General features: G+C 61.8%; 12 protein-coding genes. 10 read left to right on the forward strand and 2 right to left on the reverse strand.

Features of this window, described 5'->3' with window-relative positions; genetic code table 11:
- Positions 1 to 12 precede the first annotated feature (12 nt).
- The 4 genes from pcaH (at position 13) to B0E33_RS11180 (ending at position 3,765) form a co-directional block, all read left to right on the forward strand.
- On the forward strand, positions 13 to 741 hold the full coding sequence (gene pcaH / locus B0E33_RS11165) for a protocatechuate 3,4-dioxygenase subunit beta (protein ID WP_055656871.1): 729 nt from the start codon (positions 13 to 15) through the stop codon (positions 739 to 741).
- A 2-nt stretch (positions 742 to 743) separates the two neighbouring features.
- Positions 744 to 1,364: a protocatechuate 3,4-dioxygenase subunit alpha gene (pcaG, locus tag B0E33_RS11170; protein WP_075284651.1), complete on the forward strand. Its 621-nt coding sequence runs from the start codon at positions 744 to 746 to the stop codon at positions 1,362 to 1,364.
- A gap of 196 nt (positions 1,365 to 1,560) precedes the next feature.
- Positions 1,561 to 2,397, forward strand: a complete 837-nt coding sequence (locus B0E33_RS11175; RefSeq protein WP_077291257.1) for a 3-oxoadipate:acetyl-CoA acetyltransferase — start codon at positions 1,561 to 1,563, stop codon at positions 2,395 to 2,397.
- 54 nt (positions 2,398 to 2,451) lie between these two features.
- On the forward strand, positions 2,452 to 3,765 hold the full coding sequence (locus B0E33_RS11180) for a lyase family protein (protein WP_077291258.1): 1,314 nt from the start codon (positions 2,452 to 2,454) through the stop codon (positions 3,763 to 3,765).
- A 13-nt stretch (positions 3,766 to 3,778) separates the two neighbouring features.
- On the opposite strand, the gene B0E33_RS11185 is transcribed toward B0E33_RS11180, so the two are convergent.
- On the reverse strand, positions 3,779 to 4,678 hold the full coding sequence (locus B0E33_RS11185; RefSeq protein WP_022999303.1) for a LysR family transcriptional regulator: 900 nt from the start codon (positions 4,676 to 4,678) through the stop codon (positions 3,779 to 3,781).
- A 202-nt stretch (positions 4,679 to 4,880) separates the two neighbouring features.
- Between B0E33_RS11185 and xdhA the strand changes: the two genes are divergently transcribed.
- From xdhA to maiA, 6 genes are all read left to right on the forward strand, one after another.
- On the forward strand, positions 4,881 to 6,344 hold the full coding sequence (gene xdhA / locus B0E33_RS11190) for a xanthine dehydrogenase small subunit (RefSeq protein ID WP_077291259.1): 1,464 nt from the start codon (positions 4,881 to 4,883) through the stop codon (positions 6,342 to 6,344).
- Positions 6,345 to 6,361: 17 nt separating this feature from the next.
- On the forward strand, positions 6,362 to 8,704 hold the full coding sequence (gene xdhB / locus B0E33_RS11195; RefSeq protein WP_077291260.1) for a xanthine dehydrogenase molybdopterin binding subunit: 2,343 nt from the start codon (positions 6,362 to 6,364) through the stop codon (positions 8,702 to 8,704).
- Positions 8,705 to 8,707: 3 nt separating this feature from the next.
- A complete protein-coding gene (gene xdhC, locus B0E33_RS11200; protein WP_206051430.1) occupies positions 8,708 to 9,562 on the forward strand; it encodes a xanthine dehydrogenase accessory protein XdhC in 855 nt (284 codons plus the stop codon).
- 68 nt (positions 9,563 to 9,630) lie between these two features.
- Positions 9,631 to 11,214: a permease family protein gene (locus tag B0E33_RS11205; protein WP_077291261.1), complete on the forward strand. Its 1,584-nt coding sequence runs from the start codon at positions 9,631 to 9,633 to the stop codon at positions 11,212 to 11,214.
- Positions 11,215 to 11,280: 66 nt separating this feature from the next.
- A complete protein-coding gene (gene guaD / locus B0E33_RS11210; RefSeq protein ID WP_077291262.1) occupies positions 11,281 to 12,660 on the forward strand; it encodes a guanine deaminase in 1,380 nt (459 codons plus the stop codon).
- Positions 12,661 to 12,869: 209 nt separating this feature from the next.
- On the forward strand, positions 12,870 to 13,514 hold the full coding sequence (gene maiA, locus B0E33_RS11215) for a maleylacetoacetate isomerase (RefSeq protein WP_077291263.1): 645 nt from the start codon (positions 12,870 to 12,872) through the stop codon (positions 13,512 to 13,514).
- 7 nt (positions 13,515 to 13,521) lie between these two features.
- On the opposite strand, the gene B0E33_RS11220 is transcribed toward maiA, so the two are convergent.
- Complete coding sequence (locus tag B0E33_RS11220; RefSeq protein WP_077291264.1) at positions 13,522 to 14,628, reverse strand: FecR family protein; 1,107 nt, start codon at positions 14,626 to 14,628, stop codon at positions 13,522 to 13,524.
- Positions 14,629 to 14,726 lie beyond the last annotated feature (98 nt).

The raw sequence follows: 14,726 nt of genomic DNA on the forward strand, positions 1-14,726 counted from the left end.
GGAGGAAAATCGATGTTGAAACCCGGACCTTTCTATCAGCGGGACCGCGAGTGGCATCCGCCGGCACATACGCCGGACTACAAGACCAGCGTGTCGCGCTCGCCGCAATATTCGATGATCAGCCTGGAAAACAACGTCAGCGAGATCACCGGGCCGACCTTCGGCCATAACGATATCGACCCGCTCGACAAGGACCTGATCTACAACTACGCGAAGGCGGGTGAAAGCGCGATCGGCGAGCGGATCATCCTGCATGGCAGGGTGCTGGACGAGAACGCGAAGCCGATCCCGAACACCCTGGTGGAGATCTGGCAGGCCAATGCGGGCGGACGCTACCGGCACAAGAAGGACACCTATCTTGCGCCCATCGACCCAAATTTCGGCGGCTGCGGCCGCACCCTGACCGACGAGAACGGCTACTACTATTTCCGCACGATCAAACCGGGCGCCTACCCCTGGCGGAACTGGGTGAACAACTGGCGGCCGGCCCATATCCACATGTCTATCTTCGGCACTGCCTTCTGTCAGCGCCTGATCACCCAATGCTACTTCGAGGGCGATCCGCTCATTCCGAAATGCCCGATCGTGAACACCATTCCCGATCCGGCGGCCATCGAGCAACTGGTCGCCAAGCTCGACCTCAATGCCACCATCCCGCTGGACACGATCGCCTACAAGTTCGACATCGTCCTGCGCGGACGCCGCTCGACCCTGTTTGAAAACCGGCCGGAGGGGAACTGATCATGACGCAGCAACTCGACTATCTGAAGGAAACGCCTTCCCAGACGGCCGGACCTTACGTTCATATCGGCCTCGCGCCAGGCGCCGCCGGTTTCGACATCTATCGGCAGGAACTGGGCTGGGATATCGCAGGCCCCAATGCCAAGGGTGAGCGCATTCGTGTGGAAGGTGTCGTCATCGATGGCATGGGCTCGCCGATCAAGGACGTGATGCTGGAAACCTGGCAGGCCAACAGCGAGGGCATTTACGCCCATCCTGAACATGCCGGCGACGTGGAAGACGGGTTTCGCGGCTGGGGCCGTGTCATCACCGATTTCGACACCGGCGAATGGGGGTTCGACACGGTCAAGCCAGGCCCGGTCAAGCTGCCGGACGGCAAGGTTTCCGCGCCCCATATCAGCCTCTGGATCGTCGCACGCGGCATCAATGTCGGGCTTCAGACCCGCCTTTACTTCGAGGACGAAACCGAAGCCAACGCGGCCGACCCGGTGATCAACCTGATCGAATGGGAAAAGCGCCGCCAGACCCTGATCGCCCGGAAGACCGAGCGCGACGGCAAGACGGTCTATCGTTTCGAGGTCAAGCTGCAAGGCCCGGACGAAACGGTGTTTTTCGATATCTGAGAAGGCACAAACCACTCTTCCTCATCCTGAGGAGCTTGGCCAAGCCAAGCGTCTCGAAGGATGGGCGGCGCACTCAAAGTATGCGGCCCATCCTTCGAGACAGCGCTGAAGCGCTTCCTCAGGATGAGGGAGGCTTATGCAACGATCGCCGCTCCTTGATGGGACAGGCGCAAGCGAAACCGGAGCGGCGTGAAACATGTCCAAGCCCTGCATCATCTGCGTCGCGATTACCGGATCGCTGCCGAAGAAGGAAAACAATCCGGCGGTGCCGATCACCGTTACGGAGCAGGTGGAAAGCACGCAGGCTGCCTTCGAGGCCGGTGCGACCATTGTCCACGCTCATGTGCGCAACAACGATGAGACGCCATCCTCGGATCCGGAGAAATTCGCGCGGCTCAAGGAAGGGCTGGAAAAACACTGCCCGGGCATGATCATCCAGTTTTCGACCGGAGGCCGTTCGGGCGCCGGGAAGGAACGCGGCGGCATGATTGCCCTTCAGCCCGACATGGCGTCGCTGTCCGTCGGCTCCAACAATTTCCCGACCCGGGTCTATGAGAATCCGCCGGATCTGGTCGACTGGCTTGCCAGCGAGATGCGGACCCATCATGTGAAACCGGAGATCGAGGCATTCGACCTGAGCCACATTCATCAGGCGGCTGCCATGAACCGCGACGGGCGTATTCCCGGCAAGCTTTATGTGCAGTTCGTCATGGGCGTGAAGAATGCCATGCCCATCGACCGGGACGTCTTCGACTATTACATCAAGACCGTTGAACGGCTGGTACCGGACGCCGAATGGTGTGCCGCCGGGATCGGCCAACATCAGTTCACCCTCAACGAGTGGTGCATTTCCTCAGGCGGTCATACCCGCACCGGCCTGGAAGACAACATCCGCCTCGACCGGGACACGCTTGCCCCTTCCAATGCGGCGCTTGTAAAACGGGCGGCGGATCTTTGCGAGAAATATGAGCGTCCCGTCGCGACCTGGCAGCAGGCGCGCGAGATCCTGGGTCTGCCGCTGAAGGCGGCTTGACCCGCCTTTCCACTTGGCTCTCAATAAGGGCCCATCCAGAGACCCTGCCGAGCCATGCCTCTTTCGCTATTTTCCAGCCAGATCCATTCCTCCCTCTTTGCTGACGGTGACCTGACCAAGCTTCTCGCTGACGGCAGCGATGTCGCGCATATGATCGCTTTTGAGCGCGCCCTTGCCATCGTACAGGGGCGCCTGGAGATCATTCCGGCGCAGGCCGCGCGGGAGATATCAGAGAAGCTCGCCGACGTTCACATCGAGCCCGCAAACCTGGCGGCCGGTACAAGATCCGCCGGCGTGCCCGTTCCAGCGCTTGTGGCGGAACTGCGCAAGCAGCTCAGCGCCGACGCCGGGGCCTGGCTGCACTGGGGCGCGACCAGTCAGGATGTGATCGACACGGCGCTGGTCCTTCAGGCGAAAGTGGCGCTGGAGATCCTGGGCGCTCGGCTGGAAAAACTGGTCGATACGCTGGAACGGCAGAGCGAGCGCCATGCGGATCAGCTCATGGCGGGGCGTACGCGCAGCCAGGTTTCGACACCGATCACTCTCGGCTACCGGATCGCGCAATGGGCGCATCCGCTGATAGATGCGGAAAATGCCCTGCCCGCGCTCAGGTCCGCCGTGCTGCGCGTCCAGTTTGGCGGCGCCTCAGGCATCAACAGCGCAATCGCTCCAGATGGAACCGCCGTCTCGGCGGCGCTCGCACTGGAACTCGGCCTTGAGGACAGCCCGTCGTGGCACGTCAACCGGACGCCAATTCTGGCGCTTGCGGGCTGGCTGCAGCAGGTCACCTCCGCCCTTGCGAAGATGGCTGGAGACCTGGCGCTTTCCGGGCGCACGGACATTGCGGAAGTTTCCAGCGGGACCGGTGGCGGATCCTCGACCATGCCGCAAAAGGCGAACCCGGTGCAGGCCGAGACCATTCAGGTGCTCAACAGCATTGCGATTGCCGCCCAGGCCGGGCTTGCCGCTGCCGCCAGCCCCCTTGAGGAGCGCGACGGGACAGCGTGGCCGCTGGAATGGCATTTCCTGCCACAAATGCTGCTGGCCGCAGGCGCTGCGCTGGTTCACGCAGAAGAGCTTGCCACCAGCCTGCAGGCGCATGAGGCCAACCTCGCCGCTACACTGGCCTCAAACCCGGAAATCATGGCCGAAACCGCCAGCTTTGTTCTCGCCCGGAACAGCGTTTCCCGCGCTGAGGCAAAGGATCTTGTCGCGGCAGCTGCAAAGGACCCGGCCCCCTTTGCCGAAGCCCTAGCAAGGATTTCGCCGGTCAGCCTTGACTGGCAGAAGGAACTGGACCCGCAACAGGTCGTCGCACCGGCAAGGGAAATGTCGGCGCGGATCTTTCAGACCCGCCGCAGAGACTGAACAGGGTCGGGTCCTACCCGGCCACATCCGCGTTGCTGATCACGAAATCCACGAAATGGCGGATCTTTGGGTCCTGAAGACGCCTGTGCGGATAGAGGCAGCCGAAGATGGTGGGGGGAGGCGGCGTGTCCTTCAGGATCTCCACCAGACGGCCGCTTTCCAGATGCTGGGCTACGTCGAACCTCGGCTTGTTGACGATGCCGTATCCTGACAAGGCCCAGTCGGTGAGAACGTCGCCATGGTCGGCATCCATCTTGCCGGAAACCTGAAGCTTGCGCGGCCCGGCCGGTGTCTGCAGAACCCAATAATATTCCGGCGAGCGCGGGTAGCGCAGCAGCAGGCAATTATGCTCGTCGCTCAGCAGATCATCCGGGGTTCGGGGCGTACCGTGCTTTTCCAGATACTCCGGAGCCGCGCAGAGCACCCGGGGGCAATCGGATATCTTGCGGAGCTTCAGATTGGAATCCTGCGGGGTGCCGATGAAAAAGGCGACGTCCAGCCCGTCGGACAGGATGTCGACCTTGCGGTCCGACAGGCGCATATGCACTTCCGTTGCCGGGAATTTTTCAACGAAACGCGGCACCAGCGGGGCGATGATGCGCCGGCCGGCACCAAGCGGTGCCGTGACCCGGATGACCCCGCGCGGCGTATCGGAAAAGCTGGCGACCGCGGCTTCCGCGTCTTCGATGGATTCCAGCGCCTTCACCGCATAATCGTAGAACACCTTGCCGACCTCGGTCGGCGTGAGGGACCTTGTGGTGCGGTTGAAGAGCCGCACGCCGAGATGCTTTTCCAGCTCCTTTATGCGCTTGCTGGCAACCGCCGGTGTCAGGCGCAAGTCGCGTCCGCCGGATGTGATGCTGCCCAGTTCGACCACGCGGGTGAAGACGCGCAGGGATTCCAGATAGGACATGGCCTCTTGCCTCGGATTTGAATTCTCGTGCGATTACAGGGCGCTCGTTCTCATGATCGACTTTGGTCGCATTTCCCGAGCCACAGTATCGCACGGCCATTTTCAATGATCTGTTGAAAGAATTTCCGGAATCACCGGATTTTTTGCAAGTGTCCTGAAGCGTACCGTCCTCGGCTGAGAGAAGACTTTGCCCGAGGACGCGATGACCCACCGCACAGAAATCCGGTTTCTGCTGAACGGCGCCGACGTGATTGTCACGGATGCGCCTGCCGACAAGACCCTACTCGACTACCTGCGCCTGGAGCGCCGGCTGACGGGCTCCAAGGAAGGCTGTGCGGAAGGCGACTGCGGGGCCTGCACGGTGTTGGTCGGCCGGCTGGCCGGCGGCGTTCTGAAATATGAGACCGTCAATGCCTGCATCCGGTTTCTCGCGTCGCTTGATGGATGCCACGTGGTCACCATCGAGCATCTGCGGGGAGAAAACGGCGGTCTGCATCCGATCCAGCAGGCGATGGTCGATTTCCACGGCAGCCAGTGCGGCTTCTGCACCCCGGGCTTCGTCATGTCGCTCTACGCGCTGTGGATGGGCAATCCGGAACCGACAGAAACGGAAGTCGAAAGCGCGATCCAGGGCAATCTCTGCCGCTGCACCGGCTACCAGCCCATCATTGCCGCCGCCATGGCCGCCAACCGCTACGGCTCGCCGGCACAGGATTTCCTGGAAAGCGAACGGGCAACCATCACCGAACGGCTGACAGCGCTTTCCGACGGCCGCCGTGTCGTCACCGGCCCTGACGACAACCAGGCGATCCTTCCGGCGGATGTCGCCGACTTCGCAGCCGTTCTGGAAGACTTTCCGCAGGCGACCATCGTTGCGGGTTCCACCGATGTCGGTCTCTGGGTCACCAAGTTCATGCGCCCCATCGGCCCGGCCGTCTTCATCAGCCACCTTCAAGAGCTGAAATCGGTCACCTTGAGCGACACAGCCCTGGAGATCGGTGCAGGCGTCACCTACTCGGAAGCGCAGGAGACCATCTGCGAGATCTTTCCGCATCTGAAAAGCTACTGGGACCGGATCGCCGGCCAACAGGTGCGCAACATGGGCACCATCGGCGGCAACATCGCCAATGGATCGCCCATCGGCGATACGCCGCCCGTGCTGATCGCGCTCGGAGCGCAAATCGTTCTGCGCAAGGGAGCCACGCAGCGCAGCCTGCCACTGGAGCAGTTCTTCATCGAATACGGCAAGCAGGACCGGGCGCCCTCCGAATTCGTCGAGAGCATCCTGATCCCGCGGCCCCGGCCCGGCCAGTTTCACGCTGCCTACAAGATTTCCAAGCGCCGGGACGAGGATATCTCGTCCGTGGCCGCCGGTTTCTGCGTGACCGTTTCCGAAGGCCGCATCACCGATTGCCGCCTGGCATTCGGCGGCATGGCTGGCACGCCGAAGCGGGCCGCCAAGGCAGAAGCCGCGCTGCGCGGCCAGCCATGGGGGGAAGCTGCGTTCGTGGCTGCCGGCAAGGCGCTGGAAGCCGATTTCACACCGCTTTCCGACTGGCGCGCCTCGGCCGAGTACCGGGCGACTGCCGCGCGCAACCTGCTGCAGCGCTTCTTCCTGACCCATGACGAAACGACCACGGAAGCGGTCGATCTGCAGTCTGCTTGAGTTTTGAGGCGAACCACATGAAACACGACATCATCACGGACGCCAAGAAGTCGATCAGCGGCGCTGTCCATACCGACCGCCGCCACGACAGCGCGGAAAAACACGTCACCGGCCGGGCAGAATATTGCGACGACATTGCCGAACCGCAGGGCACCCTGCATGCCTATCTCGGCACGTCCACGGTTGCCCACGGCCTGATCAAGTCAATGGATCTGGAGGCGGTTCTGACAGCTCCCGGTGTCATCGGAGTGCTAACTGCAGCCGACGTTCCGGGCTGCAACGACATCAGCCCCACAGGCCAGAACGACGAACCGGTGTTCCCGGTCGACAAGACGGAATTCCATGGTCAGCCGCTGTTTGCCGTCATCGCAACAAGCCGCGACGCTGCCCGGCGGGCCACCGAGCTGGCAAAGATCGACTATGAGGTTCTGCCGCATGCGCTTGATCTCGTCAGTGCGATGGATGCCGGCTATCCGCATGTCACCGCACCGCTGAAGCTGGAACGCGGCGACATCGCCCCTGCTTTCGACAGCGCGAAGAACCGCATCCAGGGCCGGATGACGATCGGCGGCCAGGACCACATGTACCTGGAAGGCCAGATTGCCTTTGCCATACCGGGTGAGGACGACGACGTCGCCGTCCACTGTTCGACCCAGCACCCAAGCGAGGCGCAGCATATGGTCGCCCATGTGCTCGGCGTGCCGTCGAACGCGGTCACGGTCAACGTCCGCCGCATGGGCGGTGGCTTCGGCGGCAAGGAAAGCCAGATGAACCTCTTCTGCGCGGTGGCTGCCATCGCCGCGAAGAAGTGGAACTGCCCGGTAAAGATCCGCCCGGATCGCGACCAGGACATGACCGCCACCGGCAAGCGGCACGACTTTGTGGTCGACTACGACGTTGCCTTCGACGACAGCGGCCGGATCGAGGCTGTCGACGGCACCTTCGCGGCACGTTGCGGTTATTCCTCGGACCTTTCCGGTCCGGTGACCGACCGCGCGCTGTTCCACGCGGACAATGCCTATTTCTATCCGAATGTCCGGCTCACCAGCCGGCCGATGAAAACCAACACGGTCTCGAACACCGCTTTCCGAGGGTTCGGCGGGCCGCAGGGCGTGGTTGCCGCCGAACGCATGATCGAAGAGATCGCCTATGCGCTCGGCAAGGACCCGCTGGAGATCCGCAAGGCCAATTTCTATGGCGACCGCAACGACGGCCGTCTCCTCACCCCCTATCATCAGGAGGTCGAGGACAACATCTTGCCGCGCTTGATCGGAGAACTCGAAAGCTCCTCTGACTACCAGGCCCGCCGTGAGGCGATCCTGCAGCACAATGCCCGTTCCTCCATATTAAAACGGGGTATTGCGCTGACACCGGTCAAGTTCGGCATTTCTTTTACAGCCACCTGGTACAATCAGGCCGGTGCGCTGATCCACATCTACAATGACGGATCGATCCACCTGAACCATGGCGGCACCGAAATGGGCCAGGGCCTGAACACCAAGGTCGCCCAGGTTGTCGCAGATGCCTTCCAGGTGGATTTCGAGCGCATCAAGATCACCAAGACGACGACCGAAAAGGTGCCGAATACATCGGCGACCGCCGCCTCATCGGGCTCCGACCTCAACGGCATGGCCGCCTTGAACGCGGCCGAACAGCTGAAGGAACGTCTGGTCGCCTTTGCCGCCGAGCGCTGGAACACCGAACCGGAAACCATCCGTTTCCATAACAACATGGTCGAGATCGGGTCCGAACTGGTGTCCTTCAATGATCTTGTCCGCCAGGCCTACATGGCCCGTGTGCACCTGTCGGCCGCCGGCTTCTACAAGACGCCGAAGATCCACTGGGACCGCGCCGCCGGGAAAGGCCGTCCGTTCTACTATTTCGCCTATGGCGCATCCTGCTCGGAAGTTTCCGTCGACACGCTGACCGGTGAATACCGGGTGGAGCGGACCGATATTCTGCATGACGTCGGCAAGTCGCTGAACCCGATCCTCGACAAGGGGCAGGTGGAAGGTGCCTTCATTCAGGGCATGGGCTGGCTGACGACGGAAGAATTGTGGTGGGACCAGGCCGGACGCCTCAGGACCCACGCGCCGTCGACCTACAAGATCCCGCTCGCCTCCGATCGGCCACGCCAGTTCACCGTGAAGCTTGCCGAATGGTCGGAAAACAAGGAACGCACCATCAAGCGCTCCAAGGCCGTGGGCGAACCGCCCTTCATGCTGGGGGTGTCCGTCTTCGAGGCGCTTGCCATGGCCGTTGCCAGTGTCGCCGATTACCGCAAATGCCCGCGCCTTGATGCCCCGGCAACGCCGGAGCGGGTGCTGATGGCCATCGAGCGGCTGAAAACCCGGGAGTAAATCATGACAATGCGCTCCAGCCAGACCGAAAGCTTCTTCGGCTCAGCCCACCCGATCGTCCGTGTCGTGCTGACGCGGGTTCGAGGATCGTCCCCCCGGGAAGCCGGAACGGAGATGTTCGTTGCCCCGAACAGCCTCTTCGGCACCATCGGCGGCGGCCAACTGGAGCACATCGTCATTACCCAGGCCCGTTCCATGCTGGCCGAAGGCACGCTTTCCTCCAGGCTCGACTTGCCGCTCGGCCCGGAAATCGGCCAGTGCTGCGGCGGACGGGTGGAATTATCACTTGCACGCATGCGCAAAGCCGAACGGCAGGCAGTCATCAGCCGCCTGCAGGCCGAGGACGATGCGCTGCCGCATGTCTATGTCATGGGCGCGGGGCATGTCGGCCGGGCGATTGCCAACCTGCTGCAGCATGCGCCGGTGCACTGCGTCCTGGTCGACATGCGCAAGGAAGAGCTGGCGCAATGCCAGGCGCGTGTCGACATGCGCCTGCGGGCCATTCCGGAAGTCGAAATCTACAATGCGCCTGCGGGCAGCGCCTTTATCGTGCTGACCCATGACCACGGCCTGGACTTCCTGCTGACGTCGGCCGCCCTGGAGATCGGTCATGCGTCCTATGTCGGCATGATCGGGTCGGCCACAAAACGCGCCAAGCTGCGCTCCTGGTGCAACAGCCATTGCAATGGCCTTTCCATCGACCAGCTGACCTGCCCGATCGGCGCAACCGCCAGCCGGGACAAGCGCCCCGAGATCATTGCCGCTTTTGTCGCCGCAGAAGTCCTGACCGCCCTGACCTCGGGCGCAAGAGCTGCCGGCGATACGGAGGAGGCTGCGCTGCTGGAGGCCGCGCAGTGAAACAACGGCTGACCTGTCCTTTGGGAGATGGAACAGGACGGCTGTCTTACCCTGAAAGGAGACCCGACATGCGGGTTGGGAGGAACGACTACACTTTGTTTTCGAGGGGGGATTTCAGCGCCTTCTGGGCCCTGTTCACCGACAACCTCGTAAACCTCATGGTCCTGGCAGGCATCTGCCAGTTCGTATTCCAGATGCCGGCGGACATTGTCTACGGCAAGATCGTGCCGGGTGCCGCCATCGCGATCCTGGCCGGTGTCGCCGCCTATGTCCTGCTGGCCAAACGCGCCGCCGCACAGCATGGCCGGGACGTGACCGCGCTGCCTTACGGCATTTCGACACCGGTGATGTTCGTCTATCTCTTCGGCGTCATCGGACCGATCTACTGGGCGACCAACGATCCGGTTCTGGCCTGGCAGGTCGGCATCGGCGCGGGCTTCATGGGCGGCATCGTCGCGGCCCTTGGGGCGCTTGTCGGCCCCTGGCTGAAAAAGGTGACCCCGCGTGCGGGCATGCTCGGCACCTTGTGCGGCATCGCCCTGGTGTTCATCGGCACCGTGCCTCTGGCAACGGTGTTCGAGAACCCGTTCATCGGCTTCGCCTCGATGATCATCATCCTGTGGGGCCTCGTCGGCCGGTTCCGCCTGCCGTTCAACATTCCGGCCGGCCTGTTGGCCCTGATGGTCGGCACCGGGGTCGCGCTGGCCACCGGTCAATCGACAATCAGCTTCGAGGGCGTCGGCTTCTATCCGCCCGTTCCCTACCTTGGCGACCTGATGGCCGGGATCCAGCATCTCTTCAACCATCCGGAGCTGTTCCTGGTGCTGGTGCCGGTGCAGATCTACAATTTCATCGAAACGATGAACAACGTGGAGAGCGCGGAAGCCGCAGGCGACCACTATCCGGTGGCAACCTGCCAGATCACCGACGGTGTCGGCACCATGATTGGCGCGCTGTTCGGTTCGCCCTTCCCGACGACCGCCTATATCGGCCATCCCGCCTACAAGCGCATGGGTGCTCATGCAGGATACGTGATCGGCGTCGGCGCGGTCATTCCGCTGGCGGCCTTTTTCGGATTGCTTGCCTTCCTGAACAACCTGATCCCGGTGGCCGCTGCCGCCCCCGTTCTGGTGTTCGTCGCGCTCAGCCTGATCACCAACACCGCCCATGCCGTGCGCACCGACCATATGGCCGCCGTCACCATCGCAATGATGCCGCATGTCTCCAGCTTCCTCATCATCAAGTGGGGCTCGCTGATCGGCGCACTCGGCGCGACCGGGGCCACAGGCATGCTGGCCCTTGGCGATCCGAAACTGACCGCAGCGCTGCTGCAGCAGGGCGCCCATTACGAAGGCCATCTGGCCCTCAGCCAGGGGGCGATCCTGACGGGTCTCATCTGGGGCGCCATCGTTGCCAGCGTCATCGATGGCAAGTTCCGCAATGCCGGCGGTTTTGCCTTTGCCGCCTTTGCCATGGCCTCGGTCGGGATCATCCATTCCGCAACGCTTCACTGGCCGGAATTTACCACCGTCAGCCTCGGCTACCTGATCGCCGCCGCCTTCCTGTTCATCTACCCGATCTTCCATCGTGAAGACGCGGCAGAGCCGGAAGCCGAACCGATTGCCAATGCCCAGGTCAGCCCGGGCGAATGAACCAGACCTAAAACCACTTCGGGGCGGATCTTCCGCCCCGAACTCCGACAAACGGGACCTTTCTCGATGCCTTCCGACCGTCTCTTGCTTCGTGGCCGCATGCTGACTTTTTCCGCCGAGCCGCAATCCCCGGACGACACCACCGCCTTCGATTACATCGAGGATGGTGCGCTTCTGATCGAAAACGGCCTCATCCTGCGACGTGGCAGCTATTGCGAAGTGGTTGCCGGGGCGGGCGATGCGGAAATCATCGATCACCGACCGAAACTGCTGATGGCGGGGTTCATAGACACCCATATTCATTTTCCGCAGGTGCAGATCGTCGCCTCCTGGGGTGCGCAACTTCTTGACTGGCTGAACACCTACACCTTCCCGGAAGAGACCCGCTTTGCGGATGAAGGCCATGCTGCCGCCATGGCCTGCCGCTTCTTCGACCTGCTGACTGACCATGGCACCACGACGGCCGTTGCCTATTGTTCGGTTCACAAGGCCTCGGCGGAGGCCTATTTCGAGGAAGCCGAGCAGCGCAACATGCGGATGATCGGCGGCAAGGTGCTGATGGACCGCAACGCCCCGGACGGGCTGCGCGACACGCCGCAATCCGGCTATGACGACACGAAGGACCTGATCGCCAAATGGCATGGACGAGGGCGTGCGAGCTACGCCATTACGCCGCGCTTCGCGATCACCTCAACTCCGGAACAGATGGAGATGGCCGGCGCGCTGGTTGCCGAGCATTCGGACTGCTTCGTCCAGACCCATCTGTCCGAAAACAGAAACGAGATCGCCTATACGCTGGAGCTTTACCCGGAAGCTCGCGACTATCTCGATGTCTACCAGCACTACGGACTCCTGTCGGACAAGATGCTGCTCGGCCACTCGATCCACCTGGAACAGCGCGAGATTGATGCGCTGGCCGAAACCGGCGCCCGGCCGGTGTTCTGCCCGACGTCGAACCTCTTCCTCGGCAGCGGTCTTTTCGATGATGCAGGCTTGCGCTCGAAGGGCATCGTCAACGCCATTGCCACCGACATCGGCGCCGGCACCAGCTATTCCATGCTGCAGACACTGAACGAGGGCTACAAGATCCTGCAGCTGCAGGACCAGAAACTGCATCCTTTCCGCGCCTTCCACTGGATCACCCGCGGCAATGCCGTCGCGCTTGGCCTGGAAGACAGGATCGGCACCCTGGACGAAGGCACGGAAGCGGACATCGTGGTGCTGGACAGCCGTGCGACCGAGGCAATGGCCCTGCGCATGGAGCGCGCTTCGACCCTTGCGGAAGAGCTTTTCGTTCTGCAGATGCTGGGCGACGACCGGGCCATAGATGAGGTCTATGTCGCCGGCAAGCCGCAGAAGGGCAAGGCACCGGCGGTACCGCAGCCCGCGCCAGCAAGGACACGCAAAACGCCTGCTGCCCGCGAAAGGGACCTTGTCCTGTCCTGACCAGCGAACCTGGCCGCGAACTTCGAAGTCACCCCGAGCGAGCATCGCGAGACCCGGGGTGACCTCCAGAGGAAGAGAAAAGATAACGGCAAGGGCTTCTTCACCGGCTCAGCAAAAAATCGGCTTTTGATACCGTTCCACGCACACGGACTTGCCAATTCATGGCCAAATAAGTGTATCAATGCACACCGTGTTGCTGGGAGGGATTCGTGGCAAAAGATATTGTTTTATATGACTACTGGCGGTCCTCGGCGAGCTATCGCGTTCGCATTGCGCTCAATCTGCTGAAGCTCGATGTTGACTACCGACCGGTGAACCTTCTGACCCGCGCCCATCTGGAAGATGACTATCTCGCTCTCAACCCTCAGGGCCTGTTGCCTGCGCTGATCGTTGACGGCAAGACGCTGACCCAGTCGCTGGCCATCATCGAATATCTGCATGCGACCACACCCGGTTCGACCTTGATGCCGGACGATGTCGACGGCCAGTACCGGGTGCGCCAGCTCTCCTATGCCATTGCCATGGAAATCCACCCGGTCTGCAATCTCGGCATTGTTGGTCATGTGGCGGAGCTGACCGGCGGTGGCGATGATGCCAAGAAAGCCTGGATGCAGCGCTTTATCGGCAAGGGCCTTGCCGCCTTCGAGAACCTCCTGGATGACAACGGTCCGTTCTGCCACGGCGAAACGCCGAGCATGGCCGACTGCTGCCTGATGCCTCAGCTCTACAACGCCAATCGCTGGGGCGTGGATGTTTCCGGATTTCCGAAAATTCTGCGCGTGGCAGCTGCCGCCGAAGCGCTCGACGCGTTCAAGGACGCCCACCCGGATGCCATCGGCGCGCCGCCCGCCTGATAAAAGACTAATTGTTGCGGCGTTCAGCCTGGTTGCGGGCCTGTCTGTTTTCTCCCGGTGTGCTGCCGCTCCTGCCCGGTGAATCGCTGCTCTGGCCGGGTGCGTTTGCACTGTTTCCGCGAGAGCCGCCGGAAAATCTTTCTCCCGCGTTGCCGACAGCATTGCCGTTGCCCGGATTGTTGGGAACGCCAGCGCTCGCAGGCGCACCGCCAGATTGTGTCGCCGGTTCTGGCGAACTGGAAACGGAATTGCTCGGCTCTGAGCTATTCGAACCTGGGCTGTTCGGCTCGGGGCTGTTCGGCTCGGGGCTGTTCGGCTCCGGGCTGTTCGGCTCCGGGCTCCTCCGCTCGGGGCTGTTCAGGTTCTCGGTTGGTTGTCGTGGACTGAAGAGGGCGCGGAAAATGTTTCTGGGTTGCTGCTCGGGAACCCGATCGGGTGCCAGCCTCGCATTTTTCACGGTGCATCCAAACCCGCGCTGCCTGAACTGTCTGTTCAGGTTCGACTCATTTACGAGTAGCGGAAAGAGTGACTTCGACCGATTTCTGAGCGAATCCGAATTCAGCCGATCCTTTTTCACGCCGCGCCGACCGATAAGGACATAGTCGCACCGGTTTCTGACCAACTGGCAGCGCCCGCTCCTGTCGCATGCGTTGATCGCACCGCGCAACAGGGCGACATTGGTTCCCTGAGGCGTGATTGTCACATCGAAAGCCGTGCCCCGCACGCCGATCGTGCCATTCGGCGTCCGGATGCTGTAGGCGGAAGACTTGCTGCGCCCGCTGATGAAGCGGAAGGCGCCGCGCGTTGCACTAACAGTAAGCTTGCTAACAGTCTGACCCGTGATCACGAAGTCATCGATCTTCACATCCGCATTGGGACCGACAACAATCTTGGTGCCGTCGATCAGCCGGATCTGTGCGTTTCCGCTGGAATTGGCACGCAACCGGTCGTCCCTGAAAATGGATGTGTTTGATGCCAAGATGCGGGGGTCACCTCCCCCCGTCGCTTTGACGGTCTTTCTTGCATCAACGGTTATGCCAACCTTGTCGGCCAAGGACACCGACGAATAAAAGATGGATAACGATAAAACTATTAAAACCGGGGCAAACCTCATAGCTCCCACTCCGGCCCGACCGATGAGATCTTACCACATCGTTAACCAATAGACGAATCGTTTCCGATTTCTCAGCTCAAACCCTGTTCTTTTTGTCA

The organism is Roseibium algicola (assembly GCF_001999245.1).
GTDB lineage: Bacteria > Pseudomonadota > Alphaproteobacteria > Rhizobiales > Stappiaceae > Roseibium > Roseibium algicola.

What these genes read in the sequence shown, in the direction of transcription:
- pcaH (WP_055656871.1), top strand. Translation starts at nt 13, where the DNA reads ATGTTGAAACCCGGACCTTTCTATCAGCGGGACCGCGAGTGGCATCCG.
- pcaG (WP_075284651.1), top strand. Translation starts at nt 744, where the DNA reads ATGACGCAGCAACTCGACTATCTGAAGGAAACGCCTTCCCAGACGGCC.
- B0E33_RS11175 (WP_077291257.1), top strand. Translation starts at nt 1,561, where the DNA reads ATGTCCAAGCCCTGCATCATCTGCGTCGCGATTACCGGATCGCTGCCG.
- B0E33_RS11180 (WP_077291258.1), top strand. Translation starts at nt 2,452, where the DNA reads ATGCCTCTTTCGCTATTTTCCAGCCAGATCCATTCCTCCCTCTTTGCT.
- B0E33_RS11185 (WP_022999303.1), bottom strand. Translation starts at nt 4,678, where the DNA reads ATGTCCTATCTGGAATCCCTGCGCGTCTTCACCCGCGTGGTCGAACTG.
- xdhA (WP_077291259.1), top strand. Translation starts at nt 4,881, where the DNA reads ATGACCCACCGCACAGAAATCCGGTTTCTGCTGAACGGCGCCGACGTG.
- xdhB (WP_077291260.1), top strand. Translation starts at nt 6,362, where the DNA reads ATGAAACACGACATCATCACGGACGCCAAGAAGTCGATCAGCGGCGCT.
- xdhC (WP_206051430.1), top strand. Translation starts at nt 8,708, where the DNA reads ATGACAATGCGCTCCAGCCAGACCGAAAGCTTCTTCGGCTCAGCCCAC.
- B0E33_RS11205 (WP_077291261.1), top strand. Translation starts at nt 9,631, where the DNA reads ATGCGGGTTGGGAGGAACGACTACACTTTGTTTTCGAGGGGGGATTTC.
- guaD (WP_077291262.1), top strand. Translation starts at nt 11,281, where the DNA reads ATGCCTTCCGACCGTCTCTTGCTTCGTGGCCGCATGCTGACTTTTTCC.
- B0E33_RS11220 (WP_077291264.1), bottom strand. Translation starts at nt 14,628, where the DNA reads ATGAGGTTTGCCCCGGTTTTAATAGTTTTATCGTTATCCATCTTTTAT.